Consider the following 18,288-nt stretch of genomic DNA (forward strand, 5'->3'; position numbering starts at 1 on the left):
ACGAACCGGAATTCCGCCTCTGCCGCCCTACCAGGCGTCGGAGGCGGACTTCTCGTTCGGCAGGAGCACCCACAGCGCCAGGTAGATCAGGAACTGCGGGCCGGGCAGCAGGCACGAGACGACGAAAATCACGCGCATCGTGTTCGCGGAAATTCCGAAGCGGCGCGCCAGTCCGGCGCAGACGCCGCCGATCCAGCGGCCGTCACGGGGGCGGGCAATGGCGCTCATGGGTTCTCCTCTGTGGGCTGCGCGGGCGGTTTTCCCGCGATGCCTCAATACTCCCGCGGCACCGCGGACAAAACCTCGGTCCAGGGACCGAGCCCGACCCTGGGAATCCTCGGGGTGGACCCCTGAGAGGACCGCTGCGACCGTCGGGGGCGCCGCAGCCGCGCACGCAGCGCCGGTACGACGGCCACGTGCGCGAGCACCACGCCGAGGCCGTTCAGCAGGACCGAGTCCACGTCGACCACCTGCCCGGGGACGGCGCTCTGGAGCATTTCGATGCTGAGCGAGACCAGCACGCCCGCGGCGGCGGTCCGGCCCAGCGAGGAGCACGCGGCCAGCGGCGAGGACGCCAGGTTCCCGCCCACGAGCGGCAGCAGCACCCCGAGCGGGGCGAGCAGCGCCAGCCCCTCCCCGATCCGCCGGGCCGCCTCGAGCGGTCCGTACGAGAGATCCGCCCGGATCCCCTCCAGCGGGGTCAGATTCGCGGCAGCCGCCCAGGGCACGTCCAGGGGCCGCAGGGTGAGCCAGGCAACGAGGAGGAGATGAGCGACCAGCAGCCCCCCGCCCAGGAGCCGGAGCCGGAGGTGAATGGCGGTGGCGGCACTGCGGCCGACCTCATTGCGCTGCACACCTGCGAGGACGCAGCGCCCGGTGGCCGCGGTTCCGACCGGATGGGGCGAGCGGGCGGCATATGACGATCCGATCGGATGAAAGCGCGGCGGGTCGCCGACGTGCCCACCTCCGGTACCGCCGTGTGCACGCACAGTGACCGTGGCCCACCGGAGGCAGCCGAAGGAGAAACAGTCATGCCCACACGACGCAGTGCAGCACGGCGCAGAACAGCACGGGGCGGCGCACGCCGGCCGCTGCGCACGATCGTGGCCGGGGTCTGCGCCCGGGCGCTGGCCGCGGCCCTCGCCGGTCTCGGCGTCCCCCGGGCCTGGTGAGGCGCAGGCGCAGGCGCCTGAACGGGTGAACGGGCCGTGGGGTGCGAACGTCCGGACCGGCTGCGAGATCCGGGCGGGGCCGACGGGATCTCGCCGGGCCCGCCGTCAGAGGACGGCGAGCAGCACGATCAGGAACACCGCGCCCGCGGCGACGGGCGCGATGACCTCGTACGACCACCGCACGCGCACGCTGCCCTGGGCGCCGGCCCGCGAGGCCCCGCGCTCGGCCAGCTCCCGCAGCTCGTCCACCACCTGGTCCGCGTGGGCCCGCGGCGGTTCGACGGCGGCCGCCGCATCGGCCTGCTCCGGCGAGCTCAGGCCCTTGCCGCTCATCCCGCCGCGGCGGCTCAGCTGCTGCCGGCTCGCCTTCTTCCGCTCGCGCAGCGAGACCGGGACGGACCACAGCTGGTACTTCGACCCCTCGGCCAGCACCTCCGCCGAGTACCCGGCACGCACCGCGTCCACGGCTGCCCAGGGCAGCTCGATGACCCGGAAGGGGTTCCGTACGCGCATCCGGTCGTCGTTGGCGAAGACGGCCGGGCGGATGGTGAACGCCACGGTCAGCGGTACCGCCAGCAGGGCGACCGCCGCGGCGAACCACGGGGCGTTCCCCGATCCCCGCACGATGGCGTCCCCGCACAGCCACGCGATGAGCGCGAGCAGCAGGACCCCGGTGACGACGGCCATGGGGGAGCGGTAGACCCGGTCGTCGTACACCGGCTCGTCAGTGGGCTGCTGGCTGCTCATGCGCCCGATTCTGCCTCACGCGGTCTCAGCCCACGAGATCGGCGTACACGATGATGTTGTCGGGGCGGTGGCCGTCGGTGATCTCGCCGCCGCAGGTGATCAGCCGCAGTTCGGGGCGTTCGGTGTTCCCGTACACCTTGGCGGTCGGGAAGCTCTTCTTGTCGACCTGTTCCAGCTCGCGCACGCGGAAGACGGCGGCGCCGCCGTCCGCCCGGGAGACGGTGATCTCGTCGCCCGTGTGGATCTTCGAGACGTTGCGCAGGACGGCCGGGCCGCGGGCGGTGTCGAAGTGCCCGATCAGCACGGCCGGGCCGGTCTCGCCCGGGGTGACGGCCTTGGTGTACCAGCCGATCCGGTCCCCGTCCGCCACGGAGGGCACCTCGACGGTGCCGTCGGCGGCCAGGCCCAGCTTCAGCAGCGGGCCCGTGTCCACCCCGGCCGCGGGGATCCGCACCCGTACCGGCTCCGAGGCGGGCAGCGGGGCGACGGGCGTGGCCGCCGTCGGGGCGGGGCGGGCCGCGGCCCGCGCCGGCGCGGTGGCCGCCGCGGCGATGTGCGGCGGGGGCGTGGGTGCGGCCGGTGCACCGCCGCAGCCGGTCAGGGCGGCGAGGGCGAGCGGACCGAGCAGGGCGGCGGCGAGCAGGGGGCGGACGCGGTGGGCCATGGGGTGCTCCGGGAAACGGGCCCGGCGGGCCGCCACTGGAGCGGCCCGCCGGATGGGGTGTGGGTGGTGCGGTGGCCTGAGGAGGGCCGGGCGTTCTGAGGCGGTGCAGGTGGTGCGGGTCAGCCGCGGTTGCGGGCGGTGCGGTTGCGGGCGGTCCAGGCCGCGCCGAGCACGGCGAGGATCGCGATCAGGCCGCCGCCCGCCGCCAGGGTGATGCTGTTGTCGGTGTCCTCAGCGGCGATCTCCGCGCCGGCGGCGACCCCGCCCTGGGGTACGACCACGGTCTGCGCGCCCGTCTGCGGCTTCACGTCGGCGGCCGTCTTGGCGGAGGCCGGCTTGGTGGAGGCCGTGGCGGTCGGCTGGGGCTTCGGCGCGGGCTTGTCGGTGGCCTGCTCCTCCGTGACCTTGTAGTTCGGCTTGCAGCCCTTGGGCAGCGCCGGGAAGGAAGTCCGGCCGAGCGTGGTGTCGCCGCCCTGGGTCTTGTACTCGAAGACGGGCGCGGCGCCGCTGGGGTTCACGATGCGGGCGAGGATGCCGGCCGACTCGGGCAGCGCCGGGAAGCCGCGGTCCAGGATCCGGAAGGCGGTGTCCTCGCCGGCGGCCCAGATCTCGGCCCGCGGGCCGTCGGGGGACATCGACAGCTTGGCGTTCATGCCGGCGCCGATGCTCTGCGTCTTCTCGGCCGAGCAGACCTGGCCGGTCTTGCCCTTGGGCAGCGGGTAGGACTTGGCGACGCCCTTCGTGGTGACGACGAGCACCGGGGAGGCCGTCTGCGCCTTGGTGAGCTCGAAGGACGCCCCGTGGGCCTCGGCGCTGGTCTGCTGGCGGCTGACCAGGGCCACGACGTGGACCATGTAGTTGTCGCCCGGCTTCCACTGGTCACCCACGTAGCGGATCCAGGCCTCCGGGCCCTCGGCCTCGTTGCGCAGCACCGCGACCATCCCGTTGCCGACGTAGACCGGCTCGCCCGCGTAGCGGTCGTTGGCAGACACGGCCGCAGTCACCGTCGTCGCGCTCTGCGGGGCGGTCGCGGCGAGCGCGGTCGCGGCGGGAGCCAGCAGCGCCCCGGCGAGGGCGGCGGTGACGATCGAGGTGCGGAGGGCGGAACGCATAACGACTCCTGGAAACTGTGTCGCGGATGGTGGGAGAGTCGCATGCCCCTTTTTCTCTACGGGTTCTCTGCCGAAGCTTTCATCCGGTGAGGTCTGGCGGGCTGCTGAAGAGAAATTTACGGATCCTGTTCGACTGGAGGATCGGGTTCCTGTCCTCGCCGTGTAACAGGAAAAGCGGAGGTCAGCGGTCCGCAGGTCGGGCCCCGGTTCGACCCCGCCGCGCCCGGATGTGGCCCACCCCGCACAGATGTGCGCCCGCGGGGGGTGACAGGCCGCTACGCGCGTAGATATGCTCATCTGGTGACCATGCCCACCACCCTCACCGCATTCGCTGACGTGACGACGTCCGACAGCGCGCTGCGCCGCTTCCTGCACGGGCTGCCCGGCGTAGACGCCGTCGGCCTGGAGGCCCGCGCGGCCGCGCTCGGTACCCGTTCGATCAAGACCACGGCCAAGGCGTACGCCATTGACCTGGCCATTTCGATGATCGACCTGACCACGCTTGAGGGTGCGGACACCCCGGGCAAGGTCCGAGCGCTCTCCGCAAAGGCCGTCAACCCCGACCCGACCGACCGCAGCACTCCCATGACCGCCGCGGTCTGCGTCTACCCCGACATGGTGGCCACCGCCAAGGCGGCCCTGAACGGCGCCGACGTCAAGGTGGCCTCCGTCGCGACCGCCTTCCCGGCCGGCCGTGCCGCGCTGCCCGTCAAGCTCGCGGACACCCATGACGCCGTCGCCGCCGGCGCCGACGAGATCGACATGGTCATCGACCGTGGCGCCTTCCTCGCCGGCCGCTACCTGGAGACGTACGAGCTGATCAAGGCCGTCAAGGAGGCGTGCGTACGCCCCGACGGCACGGCCGCCCGCCTCAAGGTCATCTTCGAGACCGGCGAGCTGTCGACGTACGACAACATCCGCCGGGCCTCCTGGATCGGCATGCTCGCGGGCGCCGACTTCATCAAGACCTCCACCGGCAAGGTCGGCGTCAACGCCACCCCCGCCAATACGCTGCTCATGCTCGAAGCCGTCCGCGACTTCAAGGCGCAGACTGGAATCCAGATCGGCGTGAAGCCGGCCGGCGGCATCCGGACCACCAAGGACGCCATCAAGTTCCTGGTCCTGGTCAACGAGACCGCGGGCGAGGACTGGCTGACCAACCACTGGTTCCGCTTCGGCGCCTCCAGCCTGCTCAACGACCTGTTGATGCAGCGCCAGAAGCTGAGCACCGGCCGTTACTCCGGTCCCGACTACGTGACGGTGGACTGATCACCATGGCATCTGCATTCGAGTACGCACCGGCTCCCGAGTCCCGCTCGGTCGTCGACATCGCCCCCTCGTACGGGCTCTTCATCGACGGTGAGTTCACCGACGCCGCCGACGGCAAGGTCTTCAAGACCGTCTCGCCGTCGTCCGAGGAGGTCCTCTCCGAGGTCGCCCAGGCCGGCGCCGCCGACGTCGACCGCGCCGTCAAGGCCGCCCGCAAGGCCTTCGCGACGTGGTCCGCGCTGCCTGGCTCCGAGCGCGCCAAGTACCTCTTCCGCATCGCCAGGATCATCCAGGAGCGCAGTCGCGAGCTGGCCGTCCTGGAGACCCTGGACAACGGCAAGCCGATCAAGGAGACCCGCGACGCGGACCTCCCGCTGGTCGCCGCGCACTTCTTCTACTACGCGGGCTGGGCCGACAAGCTCGACCACGCCGGCTACGGCGCGAACCCGCGCCCGCTCGGTGTGGCCGGCCAGGTCATCCCGTGGAACTTCCCGCTGCTGATGCTCGCGTGGAAGATCGCCCCGGCGCTCGCGACCGGCAACACGGTCGTCCTCAAGCCCGCCGAGACCACCCCGCTCACCGCCCTGTTCTTCGCGGACATCTGCCGCCAGGCGGGCCTGCCCAAGGGTGTCGTCAACATCCTCACGGGGTACGGCGACGCGGGTGCGGCCCTCGTCGAGCACCCGGACGTCAACAAGGTCGCCTTCACCGGCTCGACCGCGGTCGGCAAGGCCATCGCCCGCCAGATCGCCGGTACGGACAAGAAGGTCACCCTGGAGCTGGGCGGCAAGGGCGCCAACATCGTCTTCGACGACGCCCCCATCGACCAGGCCGTCGAGGGCATCGTGGGCGGCATCTTCTTCAACCAGGGCCAGGTCTGCTGCGCGGGCTCGCGCCTGCTGGTCCAGGAGTCGATCCACGACGAGCTGCTGGACTCCCTCAAGCGCCGCCTGAGCACCCTGCGCCTGGGCGACCCGCTCGACAAGAACACCGACATCGGCGCGATCAACTCCGCCGAGCAGCTGGCCCGGATCACCGCGCTCGCGGAGACCGGCGAGGCCGAGGGCGCCGAGCGCTGGTCCCCGGCGTGCGAGCTGCCGTCGTCCGGCTACTGGTTCGCCCCGACGCTCTTCACGAACGTCACCCAGGCGCACACCATCGCCCGCGACGAGATCTTCGGCCCGGTGCTGTCCGTGCTGACCTTCCGTACGCCGGACGAGGCCGTCGCCAAGGCCAACAACAGCCAGTACGGCCTGTCCGCAGGCATCTGGACGGAGAAGGGCTCGCGCATCCTCGCGGTCGCGAACAAGCTCCGCGCCGGTGTGGTGTGGGCCAACACGTTCAACAAGTTCGACCCGGCCTCGCCCTTCGGCGGCTACAAGGAGTCGGGCTTCGGCCGCGAGGGCGGCCGCCACGGCCTGGAGGGCTACCTCGATGTCTGAGTCTTCGACGCGTCTGAGCGTCTTCAAGACCTACAAGCTGTACGTGGGCGGGAAGTTCCCGCGTTCCGAGAGCGGCCGGGTGTACGAGGTGAGCGCCAAAACATCGGGCGGGGGCAAGGGCAAGTGGCTGGCCAACGCCCCCCTGTCCTCCCGCAAGGACGCCCGTGACGCGGTCGTCGCGGCCCGCAAGGCCTTCGGCGGCTGGTCGGGCGCGACCGCGTACAACCGCGGGCAGATCCTCTACCGCATCGCCGAGATGCTGGAGGGCCGCCGCGAGCAGTTCGTCCGCGAGGTCGGCGAGGCCGAGGGGCTGTCCAAGTCGAAGGCCGCCGCCGTCGTCGACGCGGCCATCGACCGCTGGGTCTGGTACGCGGGCTGGACCGACAAGATCGGCCAGATCGTGGGCGGGGCCAACCCGGTCGCGGGCCCGTTCTTCAACCTCTCCACCCCGGAGCCGACCGGTGTCGTCACGGTCGTCGCCCCGCAGGAGTCCTCGTTCCTGGGCCTGGTCTCGGTGATCGCCCCGGTGATCGCGACGGGCAACACGGTGGTCGTGATCGCCTCGGAGAAGGCGCCGCTTCCGGCCCTCTCCCTGGGCGAGGTGCTGGCCACCTCCGACCTGCCGGGCGGCGTGGTCAACATCCTGTCCGGCAAGGCCGGCGAGATGGGCCCGCACCTGGCGTCCCACCAGGACGTCAACGCGATCGACCTGGCGGGTGCCGACGCGGCGCTGGCCAAGGAGCTGGAGATCGCCGCGGCCGACAACCTCAAGCGCGTCCTGCGTCCACAGCCTGTGGACGACTGGAGCGCCGACCCGGGCACGTCGCGCATGACGGCGTTCCTGGAGACGAAGACGGTCTGGCACCCGACGGGTTCGCTGGGCTCGGGCGGATCCTCGTACTAGAAGATCACCTGCGTGAACCGGCCCCGGCAGCGTCTCCCCACGCAGCCGGGGCCTTCGCGTCCCCGCCCCTCCTACTTCGGCAGCAGCGGCCCCAGCAGCGAGGACGCGGCCGCCTCGGGCAGCTCGCCGACGGACGGCCCCTGCGTCAGGATCCCCGTGACCATGGTGGTGCCGACCGGCGGGAAGTCCGCGACCTTGGTGGCCACGCCGTTGTCGAGCGGGTCCACGCCGGTGTGGGCCAGGGGATTCACCTTGAGGTTCGCGATCGGGTCGGCGACCCCGGCGAGGGCCGCCGGGACCGAGAGCTCACCGGCCTGGGCGCCGCCGGCGGCCATGGCCAGGGCCGCACCGGCCATGGAGAGCGTGAGGCCTGCGGAGCGCAGGGTGGAGCTGCCGGGGGCTGCGTGACGTGCCATGGGGATCCCGCCTGAGGTCGTAGTCGCGTGCACACGCAGCGTAGTCGAGGTGTGATCCTGGATACCAACCGGCCACCGGAGGCATCCCCTGCGCGGGGGAATGGTTCAGACTGGTGTCCCGTGAGCTCCTCCTCTCCTTTGCCTACGCGTGTCGTCCTGTTGACCGGGCCTTCGGGCTCCGGCAAGTCGTCGTTGGCCGCCCGCTCCGGGCTACCGGTGCTGCGCCTGGACGACTTCTACAAGGAGGGCGACGACCCGACCCTCCCGCTGGTCGAGGGCAGTTCCGACATCGACTGGGACTCCCCGCTGTCGTGGGACGCCGATGCGGCGGTCGCCGCCGTCATCGAACTCTGCGCGGCAGGCCGCACGCAGGTGCCGGTGTACTCCATCGCCACCTCCTCGCGGACCGGCGCCGACACGCTGGACATCTCGCGCACCCCGCTCTTCATCGCGGAGGGGATCTTCGCGTCCGACATCGTGGCCCGGTGCCAGGAACTGGGGCTGCTGGCGGACGCCATCTGCCTGCGGGGAAGGCCGTCGACGACGTTCCGGCGGAGGCTGACGCGGGACCTGCGCGAGGGCCGCAAGTCGCTGCCGTTCCTGCTGCGCAGGGGATGGCGGCTGATGCGGGCGGAGCGGGGCATCGTGGCCCGGCACACCGCCCTCGGCGCGTACGCCTGCGGCCGCGACGAAGCCCTCGGCCGCCTGGCCGCCTGCGCGGCGGGCCGCCACCGCACCACCGCCCCGGCCTAGGGGGTGTCCGGTGCGGCGCCCCCGTGGCGCCGCTGCGAGGGCGCCGCACTGGCTAGGCCCCCGCGCCTCGCGCGCCGACGGCGCCGGATGTGCACATCGAGAAGGCGGGATCACGCGGCCCCCCGGCCGCCTGACCCCGCCTTCTCCCCCCGCGGACCCCCGTCCCACCCCCGTAGGACGGGCCCCCTGGCCCATGGTCTGTGGTGTGCCGCGTTACGCGACGAGCTCCTCGAAGGACTCCGCCTCGTCGCGGCCGAAGCTCAGCACCTCGTCGTCCCGCAGCCGCCGCAGCGACCGCCAGATGCTCGACTTCACGGTGCCGACGCTGATCCCCAGGATCTCCGCGATCTCCGGGTCCGTGCGGCCCTCGTAGTACCGCAGCACCAGCATCGTGCGCTGCGGCTCCGGGATGCGGGCCAGTGCCTGCCACAGCACCGCGCGCAGCTCCGTACCCCGCATCGCGTCCGTGTCGGAGGCCGTCTCCGGGAGCTCCTCCGTCGGGTACTCGTTGAGCTTGCGCCGACGCCACGCGCTGATGTGCAGGTTCGTCATCGTGCGCCGCAGGTACCCGCCGACGGCCGCCTTGTCGCTGATCCGGTCCCAGGCGCGGTACGTGGAGAACAGCGCGCTCTGCAGCAGGTCCTCGGCCTCGTAACGGTCACCGGTCAGGTGGAAGGCCGTCGCGTACAGGGCGGCCCGCCGCTCCTGGACGTACGCCGTGAACTCGGCCTCCGAGGTGGAGGAGAGCTCGGGGGCCTGCTGCACCGGGACGGAAGGCCGGTAGGTGTTCGCGTCGATGGCCACCGTGTGCGCCGGCCGCGGACGGGCGACCGTCACCGAACGGACACCTGCCCGGCGGTTCACATCGTGCAGCCGCGTGACAACCGCGCTGGTGCTGGTGCTGTGCAGCGTGTTCATCTCGCGCCCCCCGTCGTGGAGTCTGCTTCGGATCCTGCTCGGTTCGTTGGTAGAAGACTGCCCGGCCGACTTAACCGGGGTGTCCGCCGACTGTCACAGGCCTGTCACAGCGACCTCCTGTGCGATCCCTTGCACCCGGCGGTCGAACTACCAACGGTCGATGGGACAGAATGAGGCCGTGCCTTTCCTGTTGCTGATCGAGGACGACGACGCCATCCGCACGGCCCTCGAACTCTCCCTGTCTCGCCAGGGCCACCGTGTGGCCACCGCGGCGACGGGCGAGGACGGCCTGAAACTGCTGCGCGAGCAGCGGCCGGACCTGATCGTGCTGGACGTGATGCTGCCCGGGATCGACGGTTTCGAGGTGTGCCGGCGGATCCGCCGCACCGACCAGCTGCCGATCATCCTGCTCACCGCACGCAATGACGACATCGACGTGGTGGTGGGCCTGGAGTCCGGCGCCGACGACTACGTCGTCAAACCCGTCCAGGGCCGGGTGCTCGACGCCCGGATCCGGGCCGTGCTGCGCCGTGGGGAGCGGGAGGCCAGCGACTCCGCGGTCTTCGGGTCCCTGGTCATCGACCGGGCCGCGATGACGGTCACGAAGAACGGCGAGGACCTCCAGCTGACGCCGACCGAGCTGCGGCTGCTGCTGGAGCTCAGCCGCCGGCCCGGGCAGGCGCTCTCCCGGCAGCAGCTGCTGCGGCTGGTCTGGGAGCACGACTACCTCGGCGACTCCCGGCTCGTGGACGCCTGCGTACAACGGCTGCGCGCCAAGGTCGAGGAAGTACCGTCCTCGCCCACCCTCATCCGGACCGTCCGTGGTGTCGGCTACCGGCTGGACTCGCCGCAGTGATCAAAGCCCTGTTCGCGGGCCGGCGCTGGACCAGCCTGCGGCTGCGGCTCCTGATGGTGTTCTGCCTGGTCGCGCTGGTGGCCGCGGTCTCCGCGTCCGGGATCGCGTACTGGCTGAACCGCGAGGCGGTGCTCACCCGTACCCAGGACGCGGCCCTCGGCGACTTCCGCCAGGAGATGCAGAACCGGGCCGCGGCGCTGCCCGCCGACCCGACGCCCGAGGAGATGCAGCGCACCGCCGAACTGATGGCGGGCAGCAGCCCCGGCTACAGCGTACTGCTGGTCGACGAGCGCAAGGACCACCGCAAGGTGTTCGGCGCGGCCGGTCCCGACTCCTTCGGGCTGGACGACGTACCGGCCTCGCTGCAGCGTGCGGTGAACGACCGGCAGAAGGCGACGGCCGCGAACGACTCCGAGTACCACGTGTACTGGCAGCGGACGAAGCCGCGCGGCAATCCGTACCTGGTCGGCGGGACGCGGATCGTGGGCGGCGGGCCGACCGGCTACATGTACAAGTCCCTGGCGCAGGAGAGGGACGACCTGAACGCGCTGGGCTGGTCGCTGACCATCGCCACGGGCCTCGCGCTGCTCGGGTCGGCGCTGCTGGCGCAGGCGGCGGCCCGGACCGTGCTCAAGCCCGTACAGCGGCTGGGGGATGCGGCGCGGCGCCTGGGCGAGGGCGAGCTGGACCACCGGCTCGAGGTGTCGGGGACCGACGAACTCGCCGATCTGTCGCACACGTTCAACAAGACGGCGGAGGCGCTGGAGAAGAAGGTCGCCGACATGAGCGCGCGGGAGGAGGCCAGCCGGCGCTTCGTCGCGGACATGTCGCACGAACTGCGCACTCCGCTGACGGCGCTGACGGCGGTCGCCGAGGTGCTGGAGGAGGAGGTCGACGACCTCGATCCGATGATCGCGCCGGCGGTGGGCCTGGTGGTCAGCGAGACCCGGCGGCTGAACATCCTGGTCGAGAACCTGATGGAGGTGACCCGCTTCGACGCGGGGACGGCGCGGCTGGTGCTGGACGACGTGGACGTCGCCGACCAGGTGACGGCGTGCATCGACGCACGGGCGTGGCTCGACGCGGTCGAACTCGACGCCGAGCGGGGCATCGTGGCGCGGCTCGACCCGCGCCGGCTCGACGTCATCCTCGCCAACCTGATCGGCAACGCGCTCAAGCACGGCGGCTCGCCGGTGCGGGTGTCGGTGGTCGTCGAGGGCGAGTGGCTGGTGATCGCGGTCCAGGACAACGGGCCGGGCATCCCGGAGGAGGTGCTGCCGCACGTCTTCGACCGGTTCTACAAGGCGAGCGCCTCGCGGCCGAAGTCGGACGGCAGCGGGCTGGGCCTGTCGATCGCCGTGGAGAACGCGCACATCCACGGCGGCGACATCACCGCCGCCAACGGGCCGGAGGGCGGCGCGCTGTTCACGCTGCGGCTGCCGGTGGACGTGGGGAAGGTGATCGCCGGTGACGCGGACGCTTAGGGCCGCCCGGGCGGGTGTGGTGCTGTGGGCCCTGTCGTGTCTGGTGTCCGGGTGCGGGATCAGGGCGACGACGGTGCCGGTGGACGTCGGTCCGGCGCCGTCGCGGGTGTCGTGCGACACCCCGGTGCCGCAGACCGGGGTGCAGGGCTTCCGGGCCACGGTGGAACTGGTGTGCGGATCGCAACTGGTCGGTGTGGAGCGCGTGGTGCCGGTGCCGGAGAAGAAGCCGGTAAGCGACCCCGTGGTGCTGGTCGCCGAGGCGCTGCTGGAGGCGCTGGAGCGGGAGCCGCCGGGGGAGGAGCGGGACGCGGGCTTCACGACCGCGGTCCCGGAGGGGCTGACGGTCGCGCCGGTGCGCGCGGGCGACCCGGCGGGCACGATTCGGCTCAGCCGCAAGCCGGAGGACCTGCCGCCGGTCGCGCTGTCGCAGGTGGTGTGCACGCTGGCGGGCAGCGAGGCGGTGTCGGCGGGGCCGGGGCCGGTGGTCCTGGGCGGGCCGGACGCGGATCCGCCGAGGGCCTGGGAGTGCACGGAAGCGGTCCGCTCCCGCCCGGAGTCGGTGCCGACCCTGGGCGAACTGGTCCGTCCGACGGCCAGCCCTTCTCCCTCCTGACGCCCCGCTCGCGCGGCTCGGCGCCAGGGCGCCTCCCCGGCTTCGCGCCGCCGCGCCGGTCTCCGACCGGCGAGTGGGGCCGGGGCTTCGGCCCCCTGCCCCGGCCCCGTGAGCTCCGGCTCGGGAGGGCCCTGCGGGGTGCCTCTGCGCTGCGCGGGGAGAGAGCCCCGCGCAGCGGGGGCCTTGGCCCTGGAACGGGCACGGCCTCCGACGGCCGTCCAGGGCTGACCGTGGTCAGTTCGATGGCCCCCGCCGGTTCAGGCAGGCTTCCAAGGTGTCGATGTAGTCGGCGGGCACGATGTTGCCTGCTGCGGTGGTGAATTCGAGACCGGACGGGTCGCGGATGTAGGCCAGCCGGATCCACTGCGCGGCTCCGGTGCCGGACACGTTCTCGTTGACCACGGCCATCAGCTCACCTTCGGTACCGGACGCGATGTCGCGGACGCGGCGGTGCAGGAGGCGGTGAGGGACGTACTCGTACTGCTCACTCATCGGATGCCGCCTCGAAGGTGTCGAGGAAGCGTTCCCAGCCGACCCGCGCACGGTCGAGAAGTTCCTGACTGGGTCCGGTCCTGGCCTCTGGCTCGGGCCAAGGGTCGTCTTGGGCGGCTCGCTCGTGGATCGTGGTCATGGATCCTCCTGCCTTTCGCGCGGGGTGGCGTGGAGCCAAGTCCAGCGCCCAGGGAGGTGCCGCGGTGGCTGGGAGGGCGGACGTTCAGGCGGACGTTTCCTCTCGCCGCCACCCGCTGCCCGTATCCTGAAACCGTCACGGACGACGCACGGATGGTGAGCGAGCTGGTGAAGAAGCTGGTCCCGTTACGCCAGGCAGCGGGATACACGCAGGCGTCGTTCGTCTCGGCATTCGCCGCGGAGGCAGCGAGGCTCGGCATCGCCGCTGCGGTGAGCGTCCGCCAGTTACGGCGCTGGGAGAACGAGACGCCGCCACCCCTTCCTCACCCGGGCCAACAAATCGTCCTGGAGGCGATGTTCGGTGTCCCGCTGCCGAGATGGGGTTTGAGGTTCCTCGGCATCGCGTGACGGTGGCAGAGCCGATCAGTGATTCTGGGAACGTGAAGAGAAGAACCTTCGTCGCGGACGCGGGCGCCCTCGTAGCGGCGGCGTTCATCCCCGCTGTGCCGGGGCCGCGAGTGGGTGCGTTCGAGCTCGGGCGTCTGCGCGAGCGACTCGAAGAGCTCTACCGGACCGACCACACCAAGGGCAGCGCGCCGGCGGGCATCCAAGCCGGTCATATCGAGGCGGACATCACCAGCGCCTTGGGCAACGGGTTGTACACCTCCGCTGTTGGGCGCGAGCTCCAAAAGATGCTCGCCGAATTGCATGGGCACCGGGCCTGGTACGGCTATGACGGCGGCCGCATTGCCGAGGGCAGGTCGGCATGCATGGAAGCCCTTGCCGCGGCTCAGCTTGTCGAAGACCCTCTCCTTCAGATTTCCGTGCTGGAGACCCTCGTACTGCTGGCGATCAAGGCAGATCGAACGTGGGAGGCGGCGAGCGCTGTGGAGAACGCCTACCGTCTGGCGGCTCGGACACAGGCCGGTGCGACGGTTCATCTCGTGATCGCACTTCGGAGTGCCAACGTGGCCATTTACTCAGGGGATCTGGCGAGCGCACGCCGGGCTCTCAGTCGATCCGTTCAGTATCAAGGGCGCGTTGATTCCGACGAAGACGTCCCCAACTGGGCGAGGTTTGTCGGGCCGTTCGAAGTCGACTACGCCACGGCCGACATGTACATGAGGGCGAACCAGCCACAGCGGGCGGTGCCCTTCCTTCGGGCCGCCGTGCACGGCATCGGTGGCGATCTGGCCCGGAACAGTGCCTCCTACCGGGTCAGGTTCGCCCATGCCCTGCTGGCAGCCGGAGAGGTCGAAGAAGCGTGTGCTGAGGTAGACGGCGTACTGGACACGTGGGGTGGGATCGCTTCTCCCCGCTTGCTCGGCAAGGTGTGTGCCTTCCAGAGGTCGGCGGCCGAGATTGCCAGTCGGACCGCCCGCGACTGCGTCGCGCGCATTCACGAGACGTTCGAACGGGTCTGCGATGAGTGAGTCACAGATCCGCGTCGTACGGCTCGACGGCTCGGCTGCGGCGAGGGCACAGGACGCCTTCCGCCTGGTCTACGCCGAGGCGTTCGCCGAACCGCCCTATGCCGAAACCGAGGAGGCGGTGTCGGGCACCTTCCGTCGCTTCCGGGCCCAGACACGCAAGAGCACCTTCCTCGGAGCGCTGGCGACGGCTGAAGGCGGCCAGCCGGTCGGCATGGCGTACGGGTACCCCCTCGGCCCGCAGACGGGTTGGTGGGACCAGCTTACGGAGCCGGTGCCTGAGGACATGAGCCGCGAGGACGGCCGCCGAACCTTCGGCCTGATGGAACTCGCCGTGCGCGCCGCCTGGCGTCGCCAGGGTGTTGCCAGCCGCCTGCACGAAACCCTGCTCGCCGCCGTCGACGCCGAACGGGTCCTGCTCAACGTCCACCCGGACAGCGAAGCGGCCGTGGCCGCGTATCGCGCATGGGGCTACCGCAAGGTGGGTGATGCGCACCCGTGGGCCGGCGCACCCCTGCACGACGTGATGCTGCTCAACCTCGGCTGAACGCCCTGGGCGGCAGGCGGACGCCGAGACCGGAGAAGTGCGTAGCGATCTGACGCACCCGGGGGGCGGGTGGGCGACCACTGACCGAGCCCGGTACCTCGAGGGGGAGATGGCCGGCCCGCGCCGCAAGCGAGGTACCGCCCCCCGGCAACGCCAACGGCCCCCCGAGCCGGAGCTCAGGGGGCCGAGGTGACCCCGGTCCCCGTCGGACGGGACGGGGACCGGGGACGGGCGGGGGCCGAGCCGCGCGAGCGGCGCGTGAAGGATCAGATGCCGGCGGCTGCCGACAGGTCCTTCTTGATCGCGTCCAGGATCTCCTGGCCGCGGGTGCGGGCCGGGGCGAGGTCCGCGGCGTCCGCCACCGGGACCACGACCTCCAGGTAGCACTTCAGCTTCGGCTCCGTGCCCGACGGGCGCACGATCACCCGGGCCTTGTAGTCGCCCTCCAGGTAGTAGCGCAGACCGTCCGTGGGCGGGAGGGCCGCCGTGCCCCGGTTCAGGTCCTCCGCCGAGGTGACGCGCAGGCCCGCCAGGGAGCCCGGGGGCTCCGCCCGCAGCGCGGCCATCGCCGAGGCGATGACCGACAGGTCCGAGACGCGGACCGACAGCTGGTCGGTGGCGTGCAGGCCGTGCTCCATCGCCAGGTCGTCCAGCAGGTCGGTCAGCGTGCGGCCCTGCTCCTTGAGCTCCGAGGCCAGCTCCGCCACGAGCAGGGCGGCGGTGACGCCGTCCTTGTCGCGGACGCCCTCGGGGTCCACGCAGTAGCCGAGCGCCTCCTCGTAGCCGTAGCGCAGGCCCTCCACACGGGCGATCCACTTGAAGCCGGTGAGGGTCTCCTCGTAGCCGACGCCCGCCGCCTCGGCGATCCGCCCCAGGAGGGAGGACGAGACGATGGATTCGGCGAAGACGCCCTGGGCGCCCTTGTGGACCAGATGGGCGGCGAGCAGCGCGCCGACCTCGTCGCCGCGCAGCATCCGCCAGCCCCCGGCGGCCGCGTCGTCCGGGACGGCGACCGCGCAGCGGTCCGCGTCCGGGTCGTTCGCGATCACGATGTCCGGGTGCGCCTCGGCGGCCTTGGCGAAGGCCAGGTCCATGGCGCCCGGCTCCTCCGGGTTGGGGAAGGCCACCGTCGGGAAGGCCGGGTCCGGCTCCGCCTGCTCGGCCACGAGGACGGGGGCCGGGAAGCCGGCGCGGGCGAAGGCGGCCAGGACGACGTCCTTGCCGACGCCGTGCATGGCGGTGTAGACGGTCCGCACGCCCCGCGGGGAGCCGGGGGTCAGGACGGCGTCCGTACGGGCCAGGTAGGCCTCCAGGACCTCGTCGCCGAGGTTCTCCCAGCCGGACTCCGGACGGGGGACCGAGGCGAGGGTGTCCACCCGCTCGATTTCCGCGGCGATCTCCGTGTCCGCGGGGGACACGATCTGCGAGCCGTCGCCGAGGTAGACCTTGTAGCCGTTGTCCCGGGGCGGGTTGTGGCTCGCGGTCACCTCGACGCCGGCGACGGCACCCAGGTGCCGTATGGCGTACGCGAGGACGGGCGTCGGCAGCGGGCGGGGCAGGACGGCCGCGCGCAGGCCCGCGCCGGTCATCACGGCGGCGGTGTCGCGGGCGAAGTCGGCCGACTTGTACCGCGCGTCGTAGCCGACGACGACCAGGCCGCCGGCGTGTCCCTGGGCCTTCAGGTAGGCCGCGAGGCCCGCCGCGGCCCGGATGACCACCGAGCGGTTCATCCGCATCGGGCCCGCGCCGATCTCGCCGCGCAGTCCGGCGGTGCCGAACTGGAGCGTGCCGGAGAACCGGTCCGCGAGTTCCGTGACGTCCCCGGCCTCGATGAGCTTGGCGAGCTCGTCCGCCGTCTCGGGGTCCGGGTCCTCCGCCAGCCAGGCCTGGGCCCGGGTGATCAGGTCGTCCTGTTCCTGCACTACTTCCGCCTTGTCTCTCGTACGGTGCCGATGCCTCAGATGCGGGCGAGGACCTGGGTCAGCAGCTTGCCCATGCGCGAGGCCGAGTCACGGCCGGCCTGGAGCACCTCTTCGTGGTTCAGCGGCTCGCCGGAGATGCCCGCGGCCAGGTTGGTGACCAGCGAGATGCCGAGGACCTCGGCGCCGGCCTCGCGGGCGGCGATGGCCTCGAGCACCGTGGACATGCCGACCAGGTCGGCGCCCATGACGCGGATCATGTTGATCTCGGCCGGGGTCTCGTAGTGCGGGCCGGGGAACTGGACGTAGACGCCCTCTTCGAGGGTCTCGTCGATCTCCTTGCACAGCGCGCGCAGGCGCGGCGAGTACAGGTCGGTCAGGTCCACGAAGTTCGCGCCGACGATCGGCGAGGTGGCCGTCAGGTTGAGGTGGTCGCTGATCAGGACGGGCTGGCCGGGCTTCATGCCCTCGCGCAGACCGCCGCAGCCGTTGGTCAGGACGATGGTCTTGCAGCCGGCGGCGACGGCGGTGCGCACGCCGTGGGCGACGGCGGCGACGCCGCGGCCCTCGTAGTAGTGGGTCCGGCCGAGGAAGAGCAGCGCGCGCTTGTCGCCGATCTTGTACGAGCGGATCTTGCCGCCGTGGCCCTCGACTGCGGGCGGCGGGAAGCCGGGCAGCTCGGTGACGGAGAACTCGGCCTCGGGTGCGCCCAGCGCCTCTGCGGCGGGGGCCCAGCCGGAGCCCATGACGAGGGCGACATCGTGGGATTCGGCGCCGGTCAGTTCACGCAGACGGGCGGCTGCGGCGGTGGCGTCGGCGAAGGGGTCGGTAACAGATGCGTTCACGCAGACGAGCGTAACCGCTCATTGCCTACGCGCGTAGATGGCGCAGCTCACGGTGTTCGGATCGTTGCTTTGTCGTTTCCGCCGAATCGTCCCTTCGGGGTCTCCGGCGTCGGCGAGGCCGCAGTTCCCTAGCAGGGACGCTTGCGGAGTTCCATCACGTAGTCGTGCGGCGCACCCGCCGATTCGGCCGCGTCGGCGAGCTCACCGAGGTAGCGGGCCGAGGGCAGGCCGCCCTCGTAGCCGTTCAGCACGTAGCACCACGCCGCCTCCTCGCCGTCCAGCGTGTGGACGCGGATCCGCATCCGGCGGTAGATGTCGAGCCCGACGCCCTCCCACCGGTCCATGGAGTCCTCGTCCAGCGGCGCGATGTCGTACAGGGCGACGAACACCTGGTGGCGCGGGGCCTCGACGATCGTGGCCAGGGCGCCCTCCCACCCCATCTGCTCACCGCCGAAGGTCAGCCGCCAGTCGTTGATCCAGCCCGTGCCGCGCAGCGGCGAATGCGGAGCGCGGCGCGTCATCAGCCGCGGGTCGAGGTTGCCGGCGTACGCGGCGTAGAGCGACATG

At 71.7% G+C, this 18,288-nt stretch carries 23 protein-coding genes; 11 read left to right on the forward strand and 12 right to left on the reverse strand.

What is annotated here, in order from left to right; genetic code table 11:
- Positions 1 to 27 precede the first annotated feature (27 nt).
- Together AB0I68_RS15005 and AB0I68_RS15010 are read right to left on the reverse strand one after the other, a co-directional pair.
- Complete coding sequence (locus tag AB0I68_RS15005) at positions 28 to 228, reverse strand: PspC domain-containing protein (protein WP_363177691.1); 201 nt, start codon at positions 226 to 228, stop codon at positions 28 to 30.
- Positions 229 to 272: 44 nt separating this feature from the next.
- Positions 273 to 854: a VanZ family protein gene (locus AB0I68_RS15010; protein ID WP_363177693.1), complete on the reverse strand. Its 582-nt coding sequence runs from the start codon at positions 852 to 854 to the stop codon at positions 273 to 275.
- A gap of 177 nt (positions 855 to 1,031) precedes the next feature.
- Here AB0I68_RS15010 and AB0I68_RS15015 point away from each other — a divergent pair, with 177 nt between their 5' ends.
- Entirely contained in the window at positions 1,032 to 1,172 is a 141-nt protein-coding gene (locus AB0I68_RS15015) for a hypothetical protein (RefSeq protein ID WP_363177694.1), read from the forward strand.
- A 105-nt stretch (positions 1,173 to 1,277) separates the two neighbouring features.
- Here the strand turns inward: AB0I68_RS15015 and AB0I68_RS15020 are convergent, their stop codons facing one another.
- The 3 genes from AB0I68_RS15020 to AB0I68_RS15030 form a co-directional block, all read right to left on the reverse strand.
- The gene (locus AB0I68_RS15020) at positions 1,278 to 1,919 is read right to left on the reverse strand and encodes a PH domain-containing protein (RefSeq protein WP_363177695.1); all 642 of its coding nucleotides are present in this window, start codon (positions 1,917 to 1,919) and stop codon (positions 1,278 to 1,280) included.
- Positions 1,920 to 1,944: 25 nt separating this feature from the next.
- On the reverse strand, positions 1,945 to 2,583 hold the full coding sequence (locus AB0I68_RS15025; protein ID WP_363177697.1) for a class F sortase: 639 nt from the start codon (positions 2,581 to 2,583) through the stop codon (positions 1,945 to 1,947).
- Positions 2,584 to 2,702: 119 nt separating this feature from the next.
- On the reverse strand, positions 2,703 to 3,695 hold the full coding sequence (locus tag AB0I68_RS15030; protein ID WP_363177698.1) for a hypothetical protein: 993 nt from the start codon (positions 3,693 to 3,695) through the stop codon (positions 2,703 to 2,705).
- A gap of 306 nt (positions 3,696 to 4,001) precedes the next feature.
- Between AB0I68_RS15030 and deoC the strand changes: the two genes are divergently transcribed.
- Genes deoC through AB0I68_RS15045 form a run of 3 tightly spaced genes read left to right on the forward strand, consistent with a single transcriptional unit; the run spans position 4,002 to position 7,310 of the window.
- Positions 4,002 to 4,964, forward strand: a complete 963-nt coding sequence (gene deoC, locus AB0I68_RS15035; RefSeq protein WP_363177781.1) for a deoxyribose-phosphate aldolase — start codon at positions 4,002 to 4,004, stop codon at positions 4,962 to 4,964.
- A 5-nt stretch (positions 4,965 to 4,969) separates the two neighbouring features.
- Positions 4,970 to 6,406 carry an aldehyde dehydrogenase family protein gene (locus tag AB0I68_RS15040; RefSeq protein ID WP_363177699.1) on the forward strand — a complete coding sequence of 479 codons (1,437 nt, stop codon included), beginning with the start codon at positions 4,970 to 4,972 and terminating at the stop codon, positions 6,404 to 6,406.
- A complete protein-coding gene (locus AB0I68_RS15045) occupies positions 6,399 to 7,310 on the forward strand; it encodes an aldehyde dehydrogenase family protein (RefSeq protein ID WP_363177701.1) in 912 nt (303 codons plus the stop codon). Before AB0I68_RS15040 ends, AB0I68_RS15045 begins: the two co-directional genes overlap by 8 nt.
- A gap of 71 nt (positions 7,311 to 7,381) precedes the next feature.
- On the opposite strand, the gene AB0I68_RS15050 is transcribed toward AB0I68_RS15045, so the two are convergent.
- Positions 7,382 to 7,726 carry a hypothetical protein gene (locus AB0I68_RS15050; RefSeq protein WP_363177703.1) on the reverse strand — a complete coding sequence of 115 codons (345 nt, stop codon included), beginning with the start codon at positions 7,724 to 7,726 and terminating at the stop codon, positions 7,382 to 7,384.
- A gap of 54 nt (positions 7,727 to 7,780) precedes the next feature.
- Between AB0I68_RS15050 and AB0I68_RS15055 the strand changes: the two genes are divergently transcribed.
- Complete coding sequence (locus AB0I68_RS15055; RefSeq protein ID WP_363177782.1) at positions 7,781 to 8,479, forward strand: uridine kinase; 699 nt, start codon at positions 7,781 to 7,783, stop codon at positions 8,477 to 8,479.
- Positions 8,480 to 8,692: 213 nt separating this feature from the next.
- Here AB0I68_RS15055 and AB0I68_RS15060 read toward each other — a convergent pair whose 3' ends face one another.
- A complete protein-coding gene (locus AB0I68_RS15060; protein ID WP_363177704.1) occupies positions 8,693 to 9,397 on the reverse strand; it encodes a SigE family RNA polymerase sigma factor in 705 nt (234 codons plus the stop codon).
- A gap of 178 nt (positions 9,398 to 9,575) precedes the next feature.
- On the opposite strand from AB0I68_RS15060, the gene afsQ1 reads away from it, so the two are divergent.
- From afsQ1 to AB0I68_RS15075, 3 genes are read left to right on the forward strand one after another with little or no spacing between them, the layout of a single operon-like run.
- Positions 9,576 to 10,253, forward strand: coding sequence for a two-component system response regulator AfsQ1 (gene afsQ1, locus AB0I68_RS15065; protein ID WP_363177783.1), 678 nt, complete (start codon positions 9,576 to 9,578; stop codon positions 10,251 to 10,253).
- 53 nt (positions 10,254 to 10,306) lie between these two features.
- Positions 10,307 to 11,737, forward strand: a complete 1,431-nt coding sequence (locus tag AB0I68_RS15070) for a HAMP domain-containing sensor histidine kinase (protein WP_363177784.1) — start codon at positions 10,307 to 10,309, stop codon at positions 11,735 to 11,737.
- Complete coding sequence (locus AB0I68_RS15075; protein WP_363177705.1) at positions 11,721 to 12,350, forward strand: hypothetical protein; 630 nt, start codon at positions 11,721 to 11,723, stop codon at positions 12,348 to 12,350. The genes AB0I68_RS15070 and AB0I68_RS15075 overlap by 17 nt, the downstream gene beginning before the upstream one ends.
- Positions 12,351 to 12,584: 234 nt before the next feature.
- Here the strand turns inward: AB0I68_RS15075 and AB0I68_RS15080 are convergent, their stop codons facing one another.
- Both AB0I68_RS15080 and AB0I68_RS15085 read right to left on the reverse strand, forming a co-directional pair.
- A complete protein-coding gene (locus AB0I68_RS15080) occupies positions 12,585 to 12,842 on the reverse strand; it encodes a hypothetical protein (RefSeq protein ID WP_363177706.1) in 258 nt (85 codons plus the stop codon).
- The gene (locus tag AB0I68_RS15085) at positions 12,835 to 12,981 is read right to left on the reverse strand and encodes a hypothetical protein (protein WP_363177707.1); all 147 of its coding nucleotides are present in this window, start codon (positions 12,979 to 12,981) and stop codon (positions 12,835 to 12,837) included. Before AB0I68_RS15085 ends, AB0I68_RS15080 begins: the two co-directional genes overlap by 8 nt.
- Positions 12,982 to 13,133: 152 nt before the next feature.
- Here AB0I68_RS15085 and AB0I68_RS15090 point away from each other — a divergent pair, with 152 nt between their 5' ends.
- Genes AB0I68_RS15090 through AB0I68_RS15100 form a run of 3 tightly spaced genes read left to right on the forward strand, consistent with a single transcriptional unit; the run spans position 13,134 to position 14,957 of the window.
- A complete protein-coding gene (locus tag AB0I68_RS15090) occupies positions 13,134 to 13,388 on the forward strand; it encodes a hypothetical protein (RefSeq protein WP_363177708.1) in 255 nt (84 codons plus the stop codon).
- 32 nt (positions 13,389 to 13,420) lie between these two features.
- Positions 13,421 to 14,413, forward strand: a complete 993-nt coding sequence (locus AB0I68_RS15095; RefSeq protein WP_363177709.1) for a hypothetical protein — start codon at positions 13,421 to 13,423, stop codon at positions 14,411 to 14,413.
- Positions 14,406 to 14,957 carry a GNAT family N-acetyltransferase gene (locus AB0I68_RS15100; protein WP_363177710.1) on the forward strand — a complete coding sequence of 184 codons (552 nt, stop codon included), beginning with the start codon at positions 14,406 to 14,408 and terminating at the stop codon, positions 14,955 to 14,957. The genes AB0I68_RS15095 and AB0I68_RS15100 overlap by 8 nt, the downstream gene beginning before the upstream one ends.
- A 266-nt stretch (positions 14,958 to 15,223) precedes the next feature.
- Here AB0I68_RS15100 and AB0I68_RS15105 read toward each other — a convergent pair whose 3' ends face one another.
- The 3 genes from AB0I68_RS15105 to AB0I68_RS15115 form a co-directional block, all read right to left on the reverse strand.
- Positions 15,224 to 16,879: a phospho-sugar mutase gene (locus AB0I68_RS15105; RefSeq protein ID WP_363177711.1), complete on the reverse strand. Its 1,656-nt coding sequence runs from the start codon at positions 16,877 to 16,879 to the stop codon at positions 15,224 to 15,226.
- A 35-nt stretch (positions 16,880 to 16,914) separates the two neighbouring features.
- Positions 16,915 to 17,721 (reverse strand): purine-nucleoside phosphorylase, encoded by an 807-nt coding sequence (locus AB0I68_RS15110; protein WP_363177713.1) that lies wholly within the window; start codon positions 17,719 to 17,721, stop codon positions 16,915 to 16,917.
- Positions 17,722 to 17,849: 128 nt separating this feature from the next.
- Entirely contained in the window at positions 17,850 to 18,287 is a 438-nt protein-coding gene (locus AB0I68_RS15115) for a gamma-glutamylcyclotransferase (protein ID WP_030290800.1), read from the reverse strand.
- Position 18,288: the final 1 nt, after the last annotated feature.

Source organism: Streptomyces sp. NPDC050448 (assembly GCF_040655295.1).
GTDB lineage: Bacteria > Actinomycetota > Actinomycetes > Streptomycetales > Streptomycetaceae > Streptomyces.

Bases quoted from the DNA above. Each gene is read 5' to 3' on its own strand.
- AB0I68_RS15115 (WP_030290800.1), bottom strand. From the start codon at position 18,287: ATGTCGCTCTACGCCGCGTACGCCGGCAACCTCGACCCGCGGCTGATG.
- AB0I68_RS15025 (WP_363177697.1), bottom strand. From the start codon at position 2,583: ATGGCCCACCGCGTCCGCCCCCTGCTCGCCGCCGCCCTGCTCGGTCCG.
- AB0I68_RS15085 (WP_363177707.1), bottom strand. From the start codon at position 12,981: ATGACCACGATCCACGAGCGAGCCGCCCAAGACGACCCTTGGCCCGAG.
- AB0I68_RS15030 (WP_363177698.1), bottom strand. From the start codon at position 3,695: ATGCGTTCCGCCCTCCGCACCTCGATCGTCACCGCCGCCCTCGCCGGG.
- AB0I68_RS15050 (WP_363177703.1), bottom strand. From the start codon at position 7,726: ATGGCACGTCACGCAGCCCCCGGCAGCTCCACCCTGCGCTCCGCAGGC.
- AB0I68_RS15100 (WP_363177710.1), top strand. From the start codon at position 14,406: ATGAGTGAGTCACAGATCCGCGTCGTACGGCTCGACGGCTCGGCTGCG.
- AB0I68_RS15090 (WP_363177708.1), top strand. From the start codon at position 13,134: ATGGTGAGCGAGCTGGTGAAGAAGCTGGTCCCGTTACGCCAGGCAGCG.
- AB0I68_RS15060 (WP_363177704.1), bottom strand. From the start codon at position 9,397: ATGAACACGCTGCACAGCACCAGCACCAGCGCGGTTGTCACGCGGCTG.
- AB0I68_RS15045 (WP_363177701.1), top strand. From the start codon at position 6,399: ATGTCTGAGTCTTCGACGCGTCTGAGCGTCTTCAAGACCTACAAGCTG.
- AB0I68_RS15020 (WP_363177695.1), bottom strand. From the start codon at position 1,919: ATGAGCAGCCAGCAGCCCACTGACGAGCCGGTGTACGACGACCGGGTC.
- AB0I68_RS15070 (WP_363177784.1), top strand. From the start codon at position 10,307: ATGGTGTTCTGCCTGGTCGCGCTGGTGGCCGCGGTCTCCGCGTCCGGG.
- AB0I68_RS15015 (WP_363177694.1), top strand. From the start codon at position 1,032: ATGCCCACACGACGCAGTGCAGCACGGCGCAGAACAGCACGGGGCGGC.
- AB0I68_RS15005 (WP_363177691.1), bottom strand. From the start codon at position 228: ATGAGCGCCATTGCCCGCCCCCGTGACGGCCGCTGGATCGGCGGCGTC.
- AB0I68_RS15080 (WP_363177706.1), bottom strand. From the start codon at position 12,842: ATGAGTGAGCAGTACGAGTACGTCCCTCACCGCCTCCTGCACCGCCGC.
- AB0I68_RS15040 (WP_363177699.1), top strand. From the start codon at position 4,970: ATGGCATCTGCATTCGAGTACGCACCGGCTCCCGAGTCCCGCTCGGTC.
- deoC (WP_363177781.1), top strand. From the start codon at position 4,002: ATGCCCACCACCCTCACCGCATTCGCTGACGTGACGACGTCCGACAGC.